Consider the following 18,575-nt stretch of genomic DNA (forward strand, 5'->3'; position numbering starts at 1 on the left):
GTTTAAACAAGATATGTATCATTACATTTTTCTTGAAAAAAGGTGATAAAAGGCAGTCCCTCTTATCACCTTTTGAATAGGTTACGCAGTTGTTGTTTCTGTTTCTGGTGCAGTATCTTCAGCAACTTCCGCTTCTTCTTCGCCTTGCTTCGCTTCTAAGATTGCATCTGCCATTTTAGAAGTTAGAAGTTTAACAGCGCGGATAGCGTCATCGTTCGCAGGAATTACAACATCGATTTCATCAGGATCACAGTTAGTATCTACAATTCCGATGATAGGGATGTTTAATTTGCGAGCTTCAGCAACAGCGATGCGCTCTTTACGAGGATCGATGATGAATAATGCATCAGGAAGATCCTTCATTTCTTTAATTCCGCCTAGGAATTTTTCAAGACGCTCTAATTCTTTTTTCAATTGAACGACTTCTTTTTTAGGAAGTACTTCAAACGTACCGTTTTCTTGCATTTTTTCAATGTCTTTAAGACGTTTAATACGTTTTTGGATTGTTTCAAAGTTTGTTAATGTACCGCCCAACCAGCGTTGGTTGACATAGTACATGCCAGAGCGTTGAGCTTCTTCTTTAACAGAATCTTGAGCTTGTTTTTTTGTTCCAACGAAAAGGATTCTTCCGCCTTCAGCAGCAAGATTTTTAGTGAAGTTGTAAGCTTCCTCTACTTTTTTGACTGTTTTTTGAAGATCAATGATGTAGATTCCGTTACGCTCCGTGAAAATATAACGCTTCATTTTTGGGTTCCAACGGCGTGTTTGGTGACCGAAGTGAACACCAGCTTCAAGCAATTGCTTCATAGAAATGACTGACATGTTATTTCCTCCTAATATAATGGTTTTTTTCCTCCGCTTAGGTCATTTTTGTGCAGAACTGCCGCCTGCAGCACCCTCTGCATAAATCGTTAAGCGTGTGTATTTAACACCAAGACATAATATAACACAGCTTTATGCGACAATCAAGAATCCTTTACAGCTTTGGACCGAAATTTTAGAAATAGCTCGATTTCTGTCTTTCCGCTCTTCAATTTCTGAGCAATTTTACCAGCTGAATATCCCTGCTCATGTAATGCCATAACTTGATCTTCAAATGATTGGGCATCGCTGTTTACGTTCTCTTCCGTCCTCTCAACCTCATTGATGAGACCTTCGATATGCTCGGGAAGAGTGTTGTCTTCTTCCTGAACAGCATTCCGCTCTGAATGTTGTTCTGCGTGCAGATGCTCCGTCTTCTGTTTTTCTTCAGTTTGACTAGAAACTGCATCCAAGTTGTCTATCAACTTCTCATTTTCTTCTTTTAATTCAAGAAGAAATGCCGCAAGTGTGTTCTCCGTCTCTTCCAGCATCTTCTTTTGCTGTTTTTCTGTTTCTTTCACAGCTGCGAGCCTCATATACAGGATAATGACAGCGTACAGAAGAACGCCGTGAAGCGTGAAGCTTAAAAGCCATAATAGTGTTGACATGTTTTTCACTCGCTAATCTGAGAATTCTTTATTGAATTACTTTTTCCAGCAGATTCTTTAATTTAAATAGTGCCTTTGAATGTATTTGTGATATACGGGACGTAGAAAGATTCAATACCTGTCCGATTTCTGTCAATGTCAATTCCTCTTTATAGAACAAACTGACCACAAGCTGTTCTTTCTCAGAGAGTTCGTGAATCTTGTCCGCAAGCTGCGCAATCAGTTCATCTTTCATGATCTTTTCTTCCGGCGGGACATTTTTGTCATCTCTGATCATGACCTGGATGTTTTCCCCGTCATCCTGATCATGAAGCTTTTCGTCAATTGACAGCAGGTTTGCAAAAAAACCTTCATTCATTGTTGACACTACATCCTGTTCCGTCATTCCGAGTTCCTCTGCAATTTCTGCGGGCGATACATTCCGAAGATAGCGCTGTTCAAGCTTTTCAATCGCCGCTTCTACCTTCTTTGTTTTTTCACGCGAGGTTCTGGGCAGCCAATCCTCTTTACGAAGCCCGTCAATAATTGCACCGCGAATTCTAAACGAGGCGTAGGTATCAAATTTTAAGTCCCGGCTAGGGTCAAATTTTTCAAGGGCATCATATAAACCAAGCATACCAAGGCTCATAAGATCGTCTTTATGCACCGATTTTGGCAGTCCGACAGAAATTCTGCCTACATGATATGTGACAAGCGGCATATAACGGCGCATTAAATCATCACCGGCCTTAGGATCTTTCCACTCTTTCCAGCGCGACCAAAGCACCTGATCTTCATAATTCAAGGATTGCATTGTTATCCCCCTAATACCTTAATTAAATCGTTTTTTCACCTTGTTTAACAGTTCGAATATGCAGCATGCAGGACTTCGGTTCAAATTCTATCGTCCGGCCGCTTGAGCCGCCCGTATCTTCACTGATAATCGGAATATTATATAATGACAGCTGTTCCTTTATCGCTAAGACATTTCTCGGTCCGATCTTCATCAAATCATTCGTCATTTTAAATTTAAACATCTCTGATCCACCGGCAAGCTTTGCTTTTAACGCAAACTTTCGGCAGCCCGCTTCTACCAGCATATCAATCGTAGCTTTTACAGCGGTATCGGCATATTTTGCCCGATTGAGTTCAGCTGTTTTTGATAACGTCGAATCCGGCAACATGACATGAACAAGCCCCGCCGTTTGCTTTTCTTTATCGTAAAGCACCAGCCCCACACACGACCCTAAACCAGACGTCCGGATCGAATCCGGGAAGCGGGCAATCTTCACGTCCGCAATTCCAACCTTTACAACAGCAGCCTCAGTCGTACTCATAATGAAGCACCCAAGGCGACAAAGAGCTTTTCAAATGAATCATAGTCCGGCAGCATAAACATATGCGCTTTTAGCTCCTGATGATGGCTCTGATCAAAAATTGACGTATCAACAACAATTGCATGTTCCCCAACCTGACTGAGCTCCATCAGACCTTCACTGATGACAGCACCGAACATGTCGAGTGAAACTTCTGGAACACTCGGGTAAAGCTGGAGTTTCGTCAAATCAGCCAATGCCGTTAAATATGATCCTGCTAAAATATTGCCCAGTTCATGCAAAGCGGAAGAACTCATATGATCTTCACCCAAATTTTCAATATCAAAATCCGGGTTGCCGATCAGCTCTCTGATAAACTGCTCCGCCTGATAAAAAGGCATTATAAAGAACATCGAGCCCGTCAAATCGCCTTCCATCCTTAAAAAAATGCTGGCGACCGGCATTTCTGCTCCGCCGAAAAAGTCTACAAGTTCATCAAACGATAATAACTTTGCAAACGGGACTTCCATATCAATCTTTCTATTTAACAGCTGGGCCATTGCAGAAGCAGAGTGGCCGGCTCCGATATTGCCGACTTCCCGCAAAATGTCCATCTGCTCTTCTTTGATTCCATTAAAAATACTCATGTCATAACCCCTTTAAGATTAAGCTTGATCGGGCACAGCGGACTGAGATGATTCTTTATCCAAAACCGCATTTGCATCAATAATATTTAAGAGCCTGTTCTCTTGTTTTACAATCTGTTTGATCGACACATACGTGTCTTTTTGAACACTTTCTGGAGCGGACTCTATTTCACTTTCCTGTACTGTTATGACATCATTTGCTTCATCCACTATCCAGCCGACTTCAATATCACCATAAGCAATAATGATAATTCGTGTTTCATCGGTAATTTCATACTCAGGCAAGCTGAGACGCTTTCTTAAATCAATAACTGGAGTCACCACGCCGCGCAAATTGATCACTCCGCAAATATAAGGCTCAACCCCTGGCACTCTCGTCGGCTTTTGCCATTTCTCAATTGATTTCACCTGAGTGACAGAAATGGCATATTCTTTGCCGTTTACCATAAAGACAATCATTTTTTCGCCTGTTTTAATTTCTGCAGTCATGTGAGACACCTCCTCGTATGGTTAAATAATCAGTGCGTTACAATCGATAATGAGCGCTACTTCTCCGTCTCCTAAAATAGTAGCTCCGGAAATTGCAAAGACGTTTGTTAAATAATCTCCGAGTGATTTCAGCACAACTTCCTGCTGGCCAATAAAGGAGTCCACCACAAATGCAGTAGGTTTGTCGCCTTTTTTCACGACAATGATATGGAGCTGTTCCGCATCTTGTCTAGTATCTTCTATTTTAAACTCTTCTTTTAAATAAACGACAGGGACAATATGGCCTCTAAAATCGATGACTTCACGGTCATGCGTTTGCAGAATGTCTTTTCTATCGATAACGGCCGTTTCAATTATAGAAGAAATCGGAATCGCAAATGTCTCTTCTTCTAATTTGATCAGCAGAACTGAAATAATGGACAATGTAAGCGGAAGCTGGATGCTGAATAGTGATCCTTGTCCTTCTGCAGATTTCACACTGACTGAACCGCCGAGTGATTCGAGTTTGTTTTTTACAACATCAAGTCCGACGCCCCGTCCGGAAATATCCGAAATTTGATCAGCTGTAGAGAACCCCGGAGCAAATATCAATTCATAAATTTCATTGTCTTCTAATGTTTCAGCTTCTCTTTCTGTAATGACACCGCGCTCAAGCGCCTTTTCAAGGATTTTTTTTCGATTAAGGCCTGCTCCGTCATCCTCCACTTCAATAAAGACGTGATTTCCGCTGTGATAAGCTTTCAGCACAACTTTGCCAGACTCAGGTTTCCCTTTTTGCAAACGCGTTTCCGGAGACTCAATCCCATGATCAATACTGTTTCTGATTAAGTGAACGAGCGGATCTCCAATTTCATCAATTACTGTTCGATCAAGTTCTGTTTCCGCGCCGATGATGGAGAGTTCGATTTTTTTATTCAGCTCTTTTTGAAGCTGGCGAATCATTCTCGGGAAACGGTTAAAAACGGTTTCAACCGGAACCATTCTCATGTTGAGAATAATAGACTGCAAATCGCCAGAAATTCTCGTCATTCGCTCTACTGTTTCAGTCAATTCATTGTGCTCAAGCTCTTTTGCAATCTGCTCAAGACGCCCGCGGTCAATGACAAGCTCTTCAAACAGGTTCATTAAAGAATCAAGTCTGTCAATATTGACACGAATTGTTTTAGATCCGCCGGCTGTATGCTTCGACTGTTCATCGTTTTTAGCAGGCTGCTTTTGTTTGTCCTGCTTAACAGGTGTCTGTGCAGCAGCTGGTATATCCGCCTGAGGCTCTTCCGGTTTTTCAGCTGGTTGTAAAGGCGAGCCCTGAATAATTTCAACATGCTCAACCTCTGAAACTCCGTTGATGATCTGTTCAACGTCTTCAGCCGTTTGATTCGTTAAGAAGCAAACCTGGAAGTCAGTGCCGAAATCTTCCGTCTCAAGCACTTCCGCACTCGGTATTGTTTTGGCTACCTCTCCGATTTCATTTAGCTTTTCAAAAACCATATATACACGAACTGCTTTTAACATGCAGTCTTCTTTCAGAGAAATTGTGATTTCATACCGTTTGAAACCCTGCTCCTCTGCTTCTTCTATTACTGTTCGTTCAAACTCATCATATTCCCAGTCCGATGCTGAACCCTTCGCTTCAACAGGTTCCGCTGAAGCAGCAGTCTCAGCATGCACACCGTTCACGTCAAGCTTTGCGCTCACTTCAGAGATGTCTCTTTTACCATCCCCGCCGTCAATAATAGACTGAACCATTGCTTCCAGATGATCCAGGGCTTCAAACAAGATATCCATCCAGTCTGATGTAACTGCCATATCTCCGTTTCGAAAAGCATCCAATACATTTTCAAGCAAATGGGTTAAATGGGCTAAATCCGTATAACCCATTGTTGCACTCATTCCTTTTAGTGTATGGGCAGCCCTAAATATATCGTGGATGAGCTGAAGATCTGTCGGGTCTTTCTCTAAAAGGAGAAGCTTTTCATTACATGTTTGTAAATGTTCTTTACTTTCATCAATAAAGACATCTAAATATTGATTCATATCCATTTGAATCACACCCTCTCTTTTTTCACACAGCTTGTGATGGATGCTGCGATATCTTCCACATGTTTAATTTCATGAACGAGGCCCGCCTTAACGGCTGCTTTCGGCATCCCAAATACAACACAAGATTCTTCAGACTCTGCAATGGTTTTCACATTGCCGGACGCAAGCATGTCCTTAAGACCGGCAGTACCGTCACTGCCCATTCCAGTCATAATGACCGCTACTTTTTCATAGTCTGCAAGTTTGCCGACAGAACGGAACAAGTAGTCTGCTGATGGTTTATGACGGCTTGGGGTATCGTGATTATCAAGCACGATTTTAAGGCTGCCGCTGTTTTTGATAACGGATATGTTTTTTCCCCCCGGAGCTATGTACACACAGCCGTTAATAGCTGCTTCTCCATCTTTTGCTTCCTTTACATGAATGTCAGACAGATGGTTCAGCCGATCAGCCAGAGAAGCAGTAAAGCCTTCAGGCATGTGCTGTACAACGACTACAGGCGCGTTTAAATCTTTAGGAAGCTTTGGTATTACCTTTTGAAGCGCCCTTGGGCCGCCCGTTGACGTGCCGATACAAACAATATGTCTGCTTGGACCAGATTTTGGCTGACTCCACACTGGCTTAGCGATGGGTTTAGGTTTAGGTTCAGGCCGAATGACCGTCGGAGCCGCAGCTTTTTGTTGAGTAGAACGTCCAGCCGCGATGACCCGCTCAACTAATTGTTCTTTAATTTTGTATAAATCTAAAGATATAGAACCAGATGGCTTTGTGATAAAATCAAAGGCTCCTATCTCTAAACAGTTAATCGTGCACTCTTTTCCTTGCTGGGTCTGACTTGAAACCATAATAACCGGCAGCTGATAAATCTCAATAATTTTCCGTAGTGTGTCTGTTCCATTCATCACCGGCATTTCAATATCAAGTGTAATAACATCCGGTTTCAGCAACTCTATCTTTTTAAGTGCCTCTTCTCCGTTTCTCGCAGTTCCGATTACTTCTATCTGCTTTTCCTCGGTTAGAAAATCACTTATCATTTTTCTCATAAATGCCGAATCATCAACTACAAGCACACGAATCAAATTAAGCCCTCCTCATTAAAAAAGAAGATAATTTCTCAATAAATGTCTGTTTTTCTTCTTTGTGTCTAGTTTCTTCTCTTTCAAACAAGGCGTCCGCTAAGAGACGGACTGACCGGCTGGCTTTTGCCTGAGGACTTTTTAATAAAAAAGGAACCTGTTCGAAAACTGCTTCGCTCACGATCACGTCGTCAGGGACTGAACCGGCAAACTGAACCGCTTCGCCTAAAAACATCTGAATGGTCCGGGAAAGGCGGGTAAAAGCGTCAAGCCCTTCCTTTTGACCACGGCACCGATTGACTGCTACTTTCATTGAAAGCTGATTTCCTGTCAGAGCGAGATGTTTGACAGCACTGTATGCATCCATAATGGCTGTAGGCTCCGGGGTTGTTATGATCAAAATGTCTTCTGCTGATAAAATAAAAGGCAGCTGGTCTTTTGATAAGCCCGCCCCCATGTCAAACAGTACATAATCGAACTGACTTAACGCATGAGAAAGCTCATTAGCAAAAAAGGTCCATTTTTCCTGGTCCAGCTGAAACATCACATCCAGCCCAGTTCCGCCAGATATATACCGTAGACCCTTTGGCCCTGTAGATATGGATTGCATAAAAGGCTTGCGCTCAGTTAGAACGTCAATAATCGTGGCGGAGGATGAGTTTCCCATTAATATATCAATGTTCCCCATTCCGATATCAAGATCAATAAGCAGTACCTTCTTACCTTTATCCTGCAGCGCAAGAGCCATATTTAAAGTGATGTTGGATTTTCCGACACCGCCCTTGCCGCTGATGACTGCAAGTGTTTTAGCTTTCTGTTCAAAAACAATCGGCAGATCGCGCTGACGGTTCTTCATTTTCGCCCGTAAAGTTGCTGCTTGGTCAAATCTGTTCATCTGCACAGCATCCCTACAAACTCCCGCGGCGAGACTGTCTGTATATCCTCCGGCACATTCTGGCCGTTTGTGATAAACCCGGCGCCTATCTTCGATTCTGCCAGTATACTGAATACAGAGCCTAATGAAGCAGTCTCATCTATTTTAGTAAAGATAAACTGATTGACAGGAACAGATGAAAAACGTCTGACAACTTGTTTCATATCTTCATACTTTGCAGTCGCTGACAAAACGAGAAATGACTGAATGCTGCTTTCAAAAGGAATCGTCTCTTTCAGTTCATCAATATATTGCTGTTCTCTGAAGTTTCTGCCTGCTGTATCGATAAATACATGATCATATTCAGCAAATAATTCTTTCGCCCGCTGAAATTCCTCTTTTGTATAACAAACTTCCAGAGGAGCCTGCAGCAGCTCGGCATATGTTTTCAACTGTTCAACAGCTGCAATCCGGTAAGTATCTGTTGTAATAAAAGCAATTTTTTTCTGTTTTTCAAGCAGAGAAGACGCTGCTAGTTTTGCAAGCGTTGTTGTTTTTCCCGCACCCGTCGAACCAAACAGCACGATATATTTCGAATGAATGGGCTCCTGCCACTTGTTTGCTGGAGGAAGTGCCTCGCACAGAATATCCTGAAGTTTACCGACCACATTTTCTTCCGTCAGTCCGCCCGATTCAACAGAGAATTGCAGTATTTTTTTCATAGTACTGGTCTTAATTGATTCATTAACACCGGTTTCATCCAAAAGCAGTTCAGCTTTTCTGAGCGATTCAGGAAGTACGGATTGATAAGCTGAAAAATCGCCTGGCTCAGATTGAGCAGGCATTTGAAGGGTTATCCTCTCCTCTATTTTCGGACTGCTGACAGGTGATTTTGACGTTTGTTTCGGCTCTGCTGCCTTTTCAGCTGTCTTTTTCTCGAGAAAATCTTGATCCAATACGGCAATTACTTCTACAGCCGGTTTTTTTAAAAGCCCGAACCATTTTCGCTTATTGATTTTTTTAGAATTTAGTATAACTGCTTCATTGCCTAGTTCTTTTCGGATAAGAAGTGCCGCTTCTTGCATTGAAGCAGCAGTAAATTTTTTGATTTTCATTAAATATCCACCACTCCAATGCTTTGAACTTCGACATTAGCCTCAAGCTCGTTATAAGAAAGAACAGGGAGATCTGGAAAATATCGTTCCAGAAGCTGTTTCACATACATCCTTACAGGCGGCGAGCAAAGAAGGATCGCAGTTTCTTGCCGTATTGAGAGCTGTTCGGCTTCTTTTGCAACAGAGCGTACAATGCTTTCCGACACATCAGGTTCAAGCGACAAATAGTTCCCATGTTCTGTTTGCTGTACGCCATCAGCAATTGCCTTTTCTACACGGCCCGAGCAAGTGATAACTTTTAACACTTCATTTTCTTTGGCAAACTGGGCAGTAATTTGCTTAGCAAGCGCCTGCCTTGTGTACTCTGTCAAAAGATCAGAGTCTGTTGTCAGTTTTCCATAATCGGCAAGCGTTTCAAAAATGGTTACCAAATTGCGAATTGAAACTTTTTCTTTTAACAGCTTAGCCAGCACTTTCTGAATATCTCCGACAGATAATGGATTTGGCGTAACCTCTTCCACCAGGACCGGATACGTTTCTTTCAAATGATCAATCAGCTGTTTCGTCTCCTGTCTGCCGATTAATTCATGAGCATGCTGCTTAATTTTCTCTGTAATATGTGTTGAGACAACTGAAGCCGGATCTACAACCGTATAGCCCAACATGTCAGCTTCATCCTTCACCGATTCACCAATCCATTTGGCTGGAAGTCCAAACGACGGTTCTACTGTCTCGATCCCTTCAATCAAATCGTCTTCAGGCGTAGGCGACATTGCTAGATAATGATCTAGTAATAGCTCGCCTTTCGCTACTTCATTTCCTTTAATTTTTAATCGATATTCATTGGGCTGCAAAGCAATATTGTCTCTGATACGCACGACAGGAATGACAAGCCCAAGTTCCAGCGCCAGCTGACGGCGAATCATCACAATCCGGTCTAATAAATCCCCGCCCTGATTAGCATCCGCCAACGGAATCAGGCCATAGCCAAACTCGAATTCTATCGGATCTATATGCAAGAGCTGTACAACACTTTCGGGGCTTTTGAGCTCGTCAACTTCAGCCTCTTCCTCAAGAATCTCATCCACTTCTTCTTTTTCCTTGCCTGTTTTAGATAGCGTATAACCGCCAAAAGCAAGCAGACCTGCAAGCGGCCCTGTTAGAAAAATACCAATCGGAGTAAACAAGCCAAGAAGCAGAATGGTTGCTGCTGTAACATATAAGAGCTTTGGATAAGCGAACAGCTGGCCTGTGATGTCATGACCTAAGTTTCCTTCGGAGGCTGCTCTTGTCACGACAATACCTGTAGCTGTAGAAATTAAAAGTGCCGGAATTTGCGATACAATTCCATCCCCTACAGTCAGCATCGTAAAATGAGAGGCGGCCTCTTGTATCGCCATGCCTTGCTGCAGCATACCGATAATGATTCCGAAAATGCTATTGATCATGACAATAATAATTCCGGCAATTGCATCACCTTTCACAAATTTGCTGGCACCGTCCATCGCACCGTAAAAGTCTGCTTCTCGAGCTACTTTTTCACGGCGGTGTTTCGCTTCCTGTTCATTGATCATGCCTGCATTTAAATCTGCATCAATACTCATCTGCTTCCCCGGCATTGCATCAAGCGTAAATCTTGCCGCAACCTCGGAAACACGTTCCGCGCCCTTTGTGATGACGATAAACTGAATAATAATTAAGATAATAAATACAACAAGTCCGACTAAAACATTTCCGCCGACAACGAAGTTACCGAAGGTCTCAACAACCTTCCCTCCTTCACCGTGCGAAAGGATCGAACGCGTCGTGGACACATTCAAGCCCAGACGAAATAAGGTCAAAAGCAACAGCAGAGACGGAAAAATCGAAAACTGCAGCGGTTCTTGCATATTCATTGTGGTGAGAAGCACGATCAACGCAAGAGAAATATTAATAATGATCAAAATACTTAACAGCCATGGAGGAAATGGTATCACCAGCATTGCCACAATGAGGACAACACTTATTAAAACGGATAAATCTCTTGTTGACATGCTGTTTTTTCTCTCCTTTTGAATCATAAAATTCAATTTACTTTTTGTTTCGTTTTAAATACGTAAGCCAGGATTTCTGCCAAGACTTTAAAAAACTCTTCCGGCACTGCCTGATCAATTTCAACCTGATCATATAACGCACGGGCAAGCGGCCTGTTTTCTACCATCATGACATCATGCTCTTTAGCAATCTTTCTTATTTTTAATGCAAGGTGGTCAACACCTTTTGCAACAATGTAAGGTGCGTCCATTTTTTCTTCGTCATATTTAAGTGCGATCGCATAGTGAGTCGGGTTTGTGATGATGACATCAGCTTTCGGCACTTCCTGCATCATCCGCCTCATTGCCATTTCCCGTTGTCTTTGCTTAATTTTAGACTTAATAATCGGGTCTCCCTCAGATTTTTTGTACTCATCTTTTATATCCTGCTTTGACATTTTGATATTTTTCTCATAGTCAAATCTCTGATATAAATAATCGAGTCCGGCAAGAATCAACAAAGCCCCTGCTCCGCTCAGCCCCATCCACAGGGTGAGTTTTGAAACAAAGGAAAGCGCTTCTTCAGGTGTCAAAAGCGGGAGACGGAGAATTTCTCCATAGTGCACCCAAAGCACAACAAACGCCGCAAACCCGACTACAGCAATTTTCAAAACCGATTTAAGCAGTTCTACAATCGCCCTCATGCTGTATATCCGTTTAAAGCCTTTTATCGGATCCAATTTTTCAAGCTTAGGCTGGATCACTTCCGTAGAAAATAAAAATCCAACCTGCATATAGTTGCTTACAACTCCTGCAACAAGAGCGACGAGCAGAATCGGAGCAAGTACGATGCCAGTATCCTTTAATAAGCTGATAAACAGGGTATGTACATTTGATTCTGAGAGCTTCATTGTGAGTGACTCCGTGTAAAATGTCTCTATAAATGACAGCAACCTGTCTCTCATATACGGGCCGATCGCAATTAACGAAAGGAAGATGACTAATAATGAAACGGCGGTATTCACATCAGAGCTTTTTGCAACCTGCCCTTTTTTTCTAGTATCCTTCCGTTTTTTCGGAGTGGCTTTCTCGGTCTTCTCTCCCGCAAAAAATTGGAGGTCAATTCTTAGCTTCATTAAGAAACACCGACCAATGCTAAAAGATTCCGCATCGTTTCAATCGTTAAGCCGAAAACATTCCGAACAACGACGAAGATAACGGACATACACACGATGAGCATGATAAAACTGACAGCGATCTTTAAAGGCAGACCGACAACAAATACATTTAATTGCGGAACCGCCCGGGCTACGATGCCTAATGCAAGATCCACAAGAAACAAACTGGCCACAACCGGTGCCGACATTTGAAATGCGATAATAAACATTGCATTAAAGCTTTTGGCGATAAGATAAGCAAACTTTTCATCGCCAAAATTCGGAAATGCCTGATCAACTGAAATATACTGAAAGCTGTAGTAAATACCGTCCAGCAGCAAATGATGCGCATTGACACTCAGCATAAACAAAAGAGCCATCGTATAGATAAACTGGCCAATCAATGGACTCTGTGCGCCCGTTTGCGGATCGATAACGTTCGCAATTGAAAAACCCATCTGAAAATCAATAAACGAACCGGCTATCTGAACAGCAGCAATCATCATATAAGCAATCAAACCAAGACACAGCCCCACCAAAGCTTCTTTAAACGCCAGCAGCATATATCGCTCGTCAACCTCCATAGACGGGGGTTTATCAATCGTGCTGAAACATATGACTGCAAGAAAAAAAGCAAATCCGACACGATGTACAGACGGTACGTTTCGGTGGCCGTATAACGGGACCGTTACAAAAAAAGCAGAGATTCTAATAAAAACCAATAAAAAAGCAGGAAATAAATCAATAATTGAATTCATCACTGTATTACCCTGCAAATCGATTTAAATTAGAAAACAGCTCTGTTGTGAACGAAAGGATCGTCGACAGCATCCATGGCCCGAAAAAAATCAGTGCCAACAGGACTGCCACGATTTTGGGAATAAACGCCAAAGTCTGTTCCTGGATTTGAGTTGTGGCCTGAAAGATACTGACGATTAATCCGACCAATAAAGCAATCGCAAGCAGAGGCGCGCTGATCATCAGCGTTACATATACAGCTTTTTCCGCCATAGAAATTACAAATTCTGAATTCACGTTTAGCACCTACCCTAAAAGCTCTGAAGCAAAGATTTCACAATTAAATACCAGCCGTCTACTAAAACAAAAAGTAAAATTTTAAAGGGCAGAGAAATCATAACTGGAGGGAGCATCATCATCCCCATTGACATCAGAACGCTCGCCACTACCATATCAATAATTAAAAAGGGGATAAAAATCATAAAGCCAATTTGAAACGCTGTTTTGAGCTCCGAAATGGCAAAAGCGGGAACCATCGTTGTAAGAGGAATATCTTTTAACGATTCGGGTTTATCCATTTTCGCGTAATTCATAAACAGTGCCAAATCCTTCTGCCTTGTATGCTTACTCATAAATTCTTTAATCGGTTCCTCAGCTTTTGTATACGCTTCTTCCAAACTGATTTTATTGTCCATCAATGGTGTCAGCGCTTCTTTATTAATCTCTGAAAAAGTGGGAGCCATAATAAAAAACGTTAAAAATAGCGCAAGGCCGATAAGGACCTGATTTGGCGGCATTGATTGCGTCGCCAGTGAAGTTCTGACAAAAGACAGAACGATGACGATGCGGGTAAAACAGGTCATAAGAATCAATATTCCAGGCGCCACTGAAAATACAGTTAACAATAATAGTAGTTTAACCGTTGAACTGACGTTATCCGGATCGCTTGAACTGAAAATATTTATAAACTCATTCATGATGACGTGGGCCTTTCTTTTTTCCTTCTGAACGGTTTTGTTTTAGCTCTTCAAGCTGCTCTTTTAATGCTTTTGAAAATGAAGTCAGCTTTTGCTGCGGCTGATTCCCAGAACCCTTTAGGGGTTTCGCAAGCTTTTGCCATTCTATTTTGCTTGACATCGCCTCTTCATGCTGACTGAGAATGTCTTCGATTTCCTTTTCATCCTCAATTTCTTTAAGAAGTTGGATCGTCTCTCCTACCCCAACGACGAGAACACTGTTGCCGACTTTAATCAATTGGATAGATCGGTTTTGGCCAACCGATGTTCCGCCGATATTTTCGACATATTGAAAAGGCTTTAGCAGCCGGTTTCTTTTGTTCATAAGCTTAACAAGCCCGTAAATCAGCGCGATGACAAACAATAAAGCGAAAATCATCTTCACAAAATCAAAGGCTGAAACAGAAGGAGCAGCAGCTCCCTCCGTCTCATCAGCAGTTTGTGTCGTTTTTTCTTTCTTTTGCTCTGACTTATCTGCGGTCTTTTCATCTTTCTTTTGAAACCATTCGTTTACAGTTGAATCTTCAGATGCCGCGGCATCAGCAGCAAGCGGATGTACACTGAATAAAATGAAAAAACATATAAAAGCAATGAAATATTGACTCTTTTTCAACAGTCGTACACCCTTTAGCTTAATGTTTTGTTGATTGCTTCAAGCACACGGTCTGCCTGGAAAGGTTTTACGATAAAATCCTTAGCGCCTGCTTGAATAGCATCGATAACCATTGATTGCTGTCCCATGGCAGAGCACATAATGATTTTAGCTTGTGCATCAATTTGTTTAATTTCTTTTAATGCAGTGATACCGTCCATTTCTGGCATTGTGATATCCATTGTAACTAAGTCAGGAGAATGCTCTTTAAATTTTTCTACAGCCTGAGCGCCATTTTCGGCTTCTGCAACTACGTCAAAACCGTTTTTCACCAAAATATCTTTGATCATCATTCTCATAAATGCTGCGTCATCTACAATTAAAATTCTATGTGCCATAATTTTTTCTCTCTCCTCGTGTTTCTTTATTTTAAATTATTAATGCGTTCTGCCTGGCTTAAAATGTCAGTGACCCTTACTCCGAAGTTTTCCTCAATGACCACGACTTCGCCTTTGGCAACGATACGCTGATTCACTAAAATATCTACCGGCTCACCGGCTAATTTATCAAGCTCAATAATACTTCCGGCTGAAAGCTCTAAAATTTCCTTTACGCTTCTTTTCGTTCTGCCGAGTTCAACAGTGATCGAAAGCGGGATATCCAAAAGCATATCCAGATTGTTGATAGGAGCTTGTGTGCTCTCACTCGGATCAAATGATGAAAATTCCACTGGTGAAACTTGAACAGGCGCTGCTTTTTTCGGTTTCCCCTGTCTTTTAGCCGGCGCATGCTGCTGTTCTATGTGCGGCTCAGGCGTTACAGGCTCTTGCGGCTGTTCATATGTAACGTCAGAATCCTGCGTTGTTTCTTCAGCTGGACTTTCCGTGGTCGTCATAAGACTCGAAATCAAATCTTTAGCAAATGTCAGCGGGTAAAGCTGCATGATGTTAGAGTCTATTAACTCGCCCACCTTCAAGCGGAAAGAAACTTTAACCAGCATTTCATCAGCAGGAATACGGTCTGTTCCTTTTTCTTCATTTACATCAAGCAGTTCTACACGCGGGGGTGAAATATCAATTTTTTTACTGAATACAGTAGACATTGACGTTGCTGCCGACCCCATCATTTGGTTCATCGCTTCTTGAACCGCGCTCAAATGAATCTCTCCAAGTGAAGGATCTGCCCCTTTCCCGTCTCCCCCGATCATTAGGTCCGCAATAATAGCCGCGTCACTTTGTTCGACGACTAGCAGGTTGCTGCCGCTGAAACCTTCCGTATAATTCACTTCAATTGCTACATACGGTTCAGGAAACGCATCACTGATTTTACTTCTTGGGATGACAGTTACGTTTGGAGTCGTAATATCAACTTTTTGATTCAAAAGCGTGGATAAAGCTGTCGCTGAACTGCCGAATGAAATATTTCCGATTTCACCGATCGCATCACGCTCCATGTCCGATAAGTCATGCACTTCCGGAGCCTCAGGCTCGTCCGGTGTGCTGCTCGTGCCATTAAGAAGCGCGTCAATCTCATCTTGAGATAATCTGTTATTCTCCATCTTGTTCACCTCTTATGTCGTGGTCTAAAATTTGCACTGCCTGTTTTCGATTCACCCGGCCGGCTTGTCCTAAAAATTTCGGCTTATCTCCGACCAATACAGTAAGAGGATCTGTTACTGATTTGTCCAAAGTTATGCAGTCTCCGACTTCTAAACTTAAAAACTCTTCTATTGTCAGTTCAGATGTGCCGAGTTCGGCCACGACAGGTATTTGTGCTGTCATGATACGTTTTTCAAGTGACTTTGTTTCCTCAGGTTTCGGTTCATTTCTTTCTGATTGCATCCAATAATGGACCGAAAGCTTTGGTATGAGCGGCTCGAGGACGATATGCGGGATACAAAGATTAATGACACCGCTGATTTCCCCGATTTGGGTATTGAGTGAAATAACAACAACCGTTTCATTAGGAGATACCATCTGAACAAATTGCGGATTCACTTCAAACTCAGTCATTTCGGGTTCAATATCAGCTATGGACTGCCAAGCTTCTTTATAATTTCCCAGTGCATTTTCAAATAAATTAGAAATAATTTTCGTTTCAATTTCTGTTAAACTATCAACCTTATTATGACTGATCCCGATGCCGCCCATCACACGATCCATCATCGTATAGGCAATCGTCGGGTTGACCTCCATCATAATTCTGCCTTCCATCGGATGGACATCGAATAAATTCAGAATCGTCATATTCGGTATGGAACGGATAAATTCCTCGTATGGAACCTGATCAACAGAGCTGACCGATATATGGATATACGTTCTGAGCTGAGCAGAAAAGTGAGTTGTAAGAAGTCTTGCAAAATTGTCATGAATTCTTGTTAAACTGCGGATTTGGTCTTTAGAAAACCGCAGCGCGCGTTTGAAATCATAAACCTTTACTTTTTTCTCTTTTTCTTCTTTTTTCAGCTCTTCAGCATCCATTTCACCCGTTGATATTGCAGAAAGCAGTGCATCTATTTCATTTTGGGAGAGAACTTCTCCTGACATTTTCCTCACCTCCGTATTCTGTCAAATTATGCTTTATTGCAGATTAAAAGAGGTAATATACACTTTTTCTACTTTTCCTTCTTGGAGGTAGCTATTTACTTTATCTTTTAGTTCCTTCTTAAAGGTTTCTTTTCCCTTGTCTCCCTCAATCTCATCAGCATTCGTATCAGCCAGCAGTGATATAACAGCATCTTTCACTTGAAAATCACGTTTTTCAAGCTCTTCTTTTGATTTATCAGAGTCAGTTTCAAGTTTAATCGCTAAGCGAATAATGTTATCGGACTTTAAATTCGTTGTGATTTCTGCTACATCAACAGAAGATGCAACGATTTCATCAATACTTCGTTTTGCCTCACTTTTTTCGGACTTTCCGCCTAAAACAAAATAAGCCGCCGCCCCGAGAGCACCAATTACGATAAGAATAATGAGTAAAATGATCAATAATTTTTTCTTCATTCCGGTTCCTCTATTCCATGGTCCATTGAAAATATTTGTATTTTTTGATAGAAAGACACAATCTTCTCCAGAACAGCTTCTTCATCTTCTTTTACTACAAACTTCTTACCGTTCGACAGTGTGATTGTAGTATCCGGAAAGCATTCAATCTGTTCAATAAATAACGCATTCAGCGTAAAGGGCTGCCCATTTAAACGGGTTACTTTAATCATAAAACAGCGGAGAAGCGATTACTCGCCTCCCCTCCCTCCTTAACGTTTAAGGTTAACCAGCTCTTGAAGGATTTCATCCGATGTTGTAATAATCTTGGAGTTTGATTGGAACCCACGCTGAGCAACAATCATTTCAGTAAACTCGTCAGTTAAATCAACGTTAGACATTTCTATAAATCCTGACTTCAAGGCACCTGTACCGCCATCACCAGGCTGATTAGCTGCACTAGCAGTTCCAGAGTTCAAAGATTCACGATATAAGTTGCTTCCGATTTTATCTAAACCGTCACTGTTTGCAAAAGTAACAACTCCAATCTGGCCGCCATCTTGCGGTTTACCGCCAGCATCAACAATTGATACTTTTCCATCAGATCCGATGCTAAAGCTTTGAGCATCAAGAGGAATTTTTATTGTTCCTCCGGTCATATTTAATACATGGTAGCCGTCACCAGTCACCAATGTTCCGGTATTATCTAAATAGAAGTTTCCGGCTCTTGTGTAAGCCGTTCCATCACCTGTATCAATTTGAAAATAACCGTCGCCGTCAATCGCTAAATCAAGCGTTCTTCCTGTGCTTTGTGTTGCGCTTGTTGAATGAATGGTATCAATTGTGCCAGATGATGAACCTAAACCGATCTGCTTAGAGTTAGTTCCGCCGATTGTTGCACCAGCAGCAGAACCGCCGGCAATCGTTTGACTCACCATATCTTTAAAGGTAACCCGACTCTTTTTGAATCCCACTGTATTTACGTTGGCAATATTGTTGCCGATAACATCAAGTTTAGTTTGAAAGTTTTTCATACCGCTGATTCCAGAATAAAGTGAACGTAACATAATATAT

General features: G+C 41.9%; 22 protein-coding genes. All 22 read right to left on the reverse strand.

Annotated elements, in window-relative coordinates; all coding sequences use genetic code 11:
• Window positions 1-81 precede the first annotated feature (81 nt).
• The gene (gene rpsB, locus NST16_RS09105; protein ID WP_010334272.1) at window positions 82-822 is read right to left on the reverse strand and encodes a 30S ribosomal protein S2; all 741 of its coding nucleotides are present in this window, start codon (window positions 820-822) and stop codon (window positions 82-84) included.
• A 143-nt stretch (window positions 823-965) separates the two neighbouring features.
• Complete coding sequence (locus NST16_RS09110) at window positions 966-1,469, reverse strand: Swarming motility protein SwrB (protein ID WP_340885859.1); 504 nt, start codon at window positions 1,467-1,469, stop codon at window positions 966-968.
• A 28-nt stretch (window positions 1,470-1,497) separates the two neighbouring features.
• Window positions 1,498-2,262, reverse strand: a complete 765-nt coding sequence (gene sigD, locus NST16_RS09115) for an RNA polymerase sigma-28 factor SigD (RefSeq protein ID WP_010334270.1) — start codon at window positions 2,260-2,262, stop codon at window positions 1,498-1,500.
• 22 nt (window positions 2,263-2,284) lie between these two features.
• Complete coding sequence (cheD, locus tag NST16_RS09120; RefSeq protein ID WP_024121416.1) at window positions 2,285-2,785, reverse strand: chemoreceptor glutamine deamidase CheD; 501 nt, start codon at window positions 2,783-2,785, stop codon at window positions 2,285-2,287.
• Window positions 2,782-3,411, reverse strand: a complete 630-nt coding sequence (gene cheC / locus NST16_RS09125; RefSeq protein ID WP_340885866.1) for a CheY-P phosphatase CheC — start codon at window positions 3,409-3,411, stop codon at window positions 2,782-2,784. The genes cheD and cheC overlap by 4 nt, the downstream gene beginning before the upstream one ends.
• 18 nt (window positions 3,412-3,429) lie before the next feature.
• Window positions 3,430-3,900 (reverse strand): chemotaxis protein CheW, encoded by a 471-nt coding sequence (gene cheW, locus NST16_RS09130; protein WP_340885869.1) that lies wholly within the window; start codon window positions 3,898-3,900, stop codon window positions 3,430-3,432.
• A 21-nt stretch (window positions 3,901-3,921) separates the two neighbouring features.
• Window positions 3,922-5,940: a chemotaxis protein CheA gene (gene cheA, locus NST16_RS09135; RefSeq protein WP_340885872.1), complete on the reverse strand. Its 2,019-nt coding sequence runs from the start codon at window positions 5,938-5,940 to the stop codon at window positions 3,922-3,924.
• 5 nt (window positions 5,941-5,945) lie between these two features.
• Window positions 5,946-7,019 carry a protein-glutamate O-methylesterase CheB gene (gene cheB / locus NST16_RS09140; RefSeq protein ID WP_326328535.1) on the reverse strand — a complete coding sequence of 358 codons (1,074 nt, stop codon included), beginning with the start codon at window positions 7,017-7,019 and terminating at the stop codon, window positions 5,946-5,948.
• A gap of 1 nt (window position 7,020) precedes the next feature.
• Window positions 7,021-7,917: a MinD/ParA family protein gene (locus NST16_RS09145; RefSeq protein ID WP_340885880.1), complete on the reverse strand. Its 897-nt coding sequence runs from the start codon at window positions 7,915-7,917 to the stop codon at window positions 7,021-7,023.
• Window positions 7,908-9,005: a flagellar biosynthesis protein FlhF gene (locus NST16_RS09150; protein WP_340885883.1), complete on the reverse strand. Its 1,098-nt coding sequence runs from the start codon at window positions 9,003-9,005 to the stop codon at window positions 7,908-7,910. The genes NST16_RS09145 and NST16_RS09150 overlap by 10 nt, the downstream gene beginning before the upstream one ends.
• Entirely contained in the window at window positions 9,005-11,038 is a 2,034-nt protein-coding gene (gene flhA / locus NST16_RS09155) for a flagellar biosynthesis protein FlhA (RefSeq protein ID WP_244956488.1), read from the reverse strand. The genes NST16_RS09150 and flhA overlap by 1 nt, the downstream gene beginning before the upstream one ends.
• 32 nt (window positions 11,039-11,070) lie before the next feature.
• Complete coding sequence (gene flhB / locus NST16_RS09160; RefSeq protein ID WP_268446186.1) at window positions 11,071-12,153, reverse strand: flagellar biosynthesis protein FlhB; 1,083 nt, start codon at window positions 12,151-12,153, stop codon at window positions 11,071-11,073.
• Window positions 12,153-12,932 carry a flagellar biosynthetic protein FliR gene (gene fliR / locus NST16_RS09165; protein ID WP_340885895.1) on the reverse strand — a complete coding sequence of 260 codons (780 nt, stop codon included), beginning with the start codon at window positions 12,930-12,932 and terminating at the stop codon, window positions 12,153-12,155. Before fliR ends, flhB begins: the two co-directional genes overlap by 1 nt.
• 7 nt (window positions 12,933-12,939) lie before the next feature.
• The gene (gene fliQ, locus NST16_RS09170; RefSeq protein WP_010334259.1) at window positions 12,940-13,209 is read right to left on the reverse strand and encodes a flagellar biosynthesis protein FliQ; all 270 of its coding nucleotides are present in this window, start codon (window positions 13,207-13,209) and stop codon (window positions 12,940-12,942) included.
• A gap of 14 nt (window positions 13,210-13,223) precedes the next feature.
• Entirely contained in the window at window positions 13,224-13,889 is a 666-nt protein-coding gene (fliP, locus tag NST16_RS09175; RefSeq protein ID WP_010334258.1) for a flagellar type III secretion system pore protein FliP, read from the reverse strand.
• Window positions 13,882-14,541 (reverse strand): flagella biosynthesis regulatory protein FliZ, encoded by a 660-nt coding sequence (fliZ, locus tag NST16_RS09180; protein ID WP_268505694.1) that lies wholly within the window; start codon window positions 14,539-14,541, stop codon window positions 13,882-13,884. The genes fliP and fliZ overlap by 8 nt, the downstream gene beginning before the upstream one ends.
• A 14-nt stretch (window positions 14,542-14,555) precedes the next feature.
• The gene (cheY, locus tag NST16_RS09185) at window positions 14,556-14,918 is read right to left on the reverse strand and encodes a chemotaxis protein CheY (protein ID WP_010334256.1); all 363 of its coding nucleotides are present in this window, start codon (window positions 14,916-14,918) and stop codon (window positions 14,556-14,558) included.
• A gap of 26 nt (window positions 14,919-14,944) precedes the next feature.
• On the reverse strand, window positions 14,945-16,078 hold the full coding sequence (gene fliY / locus NST16_RS09190; protein ID WP_268471253.1) for a flagellar motor switch phosphatase FliY: 1,134 nt from the start codon (window positions 16,076-16,078) through the stop codon (window positions 14,945-14,947).
• Window positions 16,068-17,066 (reverse strand): flagellar motor switch protein FliM, encoded by a 999-nt coding sequence (gene fliM, locus NST16_RS09195; RefSeq protein WP_010334255.1) that lies wholly within the window; start codon window positions 17,064-17,066, stop codon window positions 16,068-16,070. The genes fliY and fliM overlap by 11 nt, the downstream gene beginning before the upstream one ends.
• Window positions 17,067-17,099: 33 nt before the next feature.
• Window positions 17,100-17,522, reverse strand: coding sequence for a flagellar basal body-associated protein FliL (fliL, locus tag NST16_RS09200; RefSeq protein ID WP_024121403.1), 423 nt, complete (start codon window positions 17,520-17,522; stop codon window positions 17,100-17,102).
• Window positions 17,519-17,734 carry a flagellar FlbD family protein gene (locus NST16_RS09205; protein WP_010334253.1) on the reverse strand — a complete coding sequence of 72 codons (216 nt, stop codon included), beginning with the start codon at window positions 17,732-17,734 and terminating at the stop codon, window positions 17,519-17,521. Before NST16_RS09205 ends, fliL begins: the two co-directional genes overlap by 4 nt.
• A 39-nt stretch (window positions 17,735-17,773) precedes the next feature.
• A complete protein-coding gene (flgG, locus tag NST16_RS09210) occupies window positions 17,774-18,568 on the reverse strand; it encodes a flagellar basal body rod protein FlgG (RefSeq protein WP_029441260.1) in 795 nt (264 codons plus the stop codon).
• Window positions 18,569-18,575: the final 7 nt, after the last annotated feature.

Source organism: Bacillus sp. FSL K6-1005 (genome assembly GCF_038000225.1).
Classification (GTDB): Bacteria; Bacillota; Bacilli; order Bacillales; family Bacillaceae; genus Bacillus; species Bacillus mojavensis.

Coding starts and splice junctions, on each gene's coding strand:
- rpsB (WP_010334272.1), bottom strand. CDS start 822: ATGTCAGTCATTTCTATGAAGCAATTGCTTGAAGCTGGTGTTCACTTC.
- NST16_RS09110 (WP_340885859.1), bottom strand. CDS start 1,469: ATGTCAACACTATTATGGCTTTTAAGCTTCACGCTTCACGGCGTTCTT.
- sigD (WP_010334270.1), bottom strand. CDS start 2,262: ATGCAATCCTTGAATTATGAAGATCAGGTGCTTTGGTCGCGCTGGAAA.
- cheD (WP_024121416.1), bottom strand. CDS start 2,785: ATGAGTACGACTGAGGCTGCTGTTGTAAAGGTTGGAATTGCGGACGTG.
- cheC (WP_340885866.1), bottom strand. CDS start 3,411: ATGAGTATTTTTAATGGAATCAAAGAAGAGCAGATGGACATTTTGCGG.
- cheW (WP_340885869.1), bottom strand. CDS start 3,900: ATGACTGCAGAAATTAAAACAGGCGAAAAAATGATTGTCTTTATGGTA.
- cheA (WP_340885872.1), bottom strand. CDS start 5,940: ATGGATATGAATCAATATTTAGATGTCTTTATTGATGAAAGTAAAGAA.
- NST16_RS09150 (WP_340885883.1), bottom strand. CDS start 9,005: ATGAAAATCAAAAAATTTACTGCTGCTTCAATGCAAGAAGCGGCACTT.
- flhA (WP_244956488.1), bottom strand. CDS start 11,038: ATGTCAACAAGAGATTTATCCGTTTTAATAAGTGTTGTCCTCATTGTG.
- flhB (WP_268446186.1), bottom strand. CDS start 12,153: ATGAAGCTAAGAATTGACCTCCAATTTTTTGCGGGAGAGAAGACCGAG.
- fliR (WP_340885895.1), bottom strand. CDS start 12,932: ATGAATTCAATTATTGATTTATTTCCTGCTTTTTTATTGGTTTTTATT.
- fliP (WP_010334258.1), bottom strand. CDS start 13,889: ATGAATGAGTTTATAAATATTTTCAGTTCAAGCGATCCGGATAACGTC.
- cheY (WP_010334256.1), bottom strand. CDS start 14,918: ATGGCACATAGAATTTTAATTGTAGATGACGCAGCATTTATGAGAATG.
- fliY (WP_268471253.1), bottom strand. CDS start 16,078: ATGGAGAATAACAGATTATCTCAAGATGAGATTGACGCGCTTCTTAAT.
- fliM (WP_010334255.1), bottom strand. CDS start 17,066: ATGTCAGGAGAAGTTCTCTCCCAAAATGAAATAGATGCACTGCTTTCT.
- fliL (WP_024121403.1), bottom strand. CDS start 17,522: ATGAAGAAAAAATTATTGATCATTTTACTCATTATTCTTATCGTAATT.
- NST16_RS09205 (WP_010334253.1), bottom strand. CDS start 17,734: ATGATTAAAGTAACCCGTTTAAATGGGCAGCCCTTTACGCTGAATGCG.
- flgG (WP_029441260.1), bottom strand. CDS start 18,568: ATGTTACGTTCACTTTATTCTGGAATCAGCGGTATGAAAAACTTTCAA.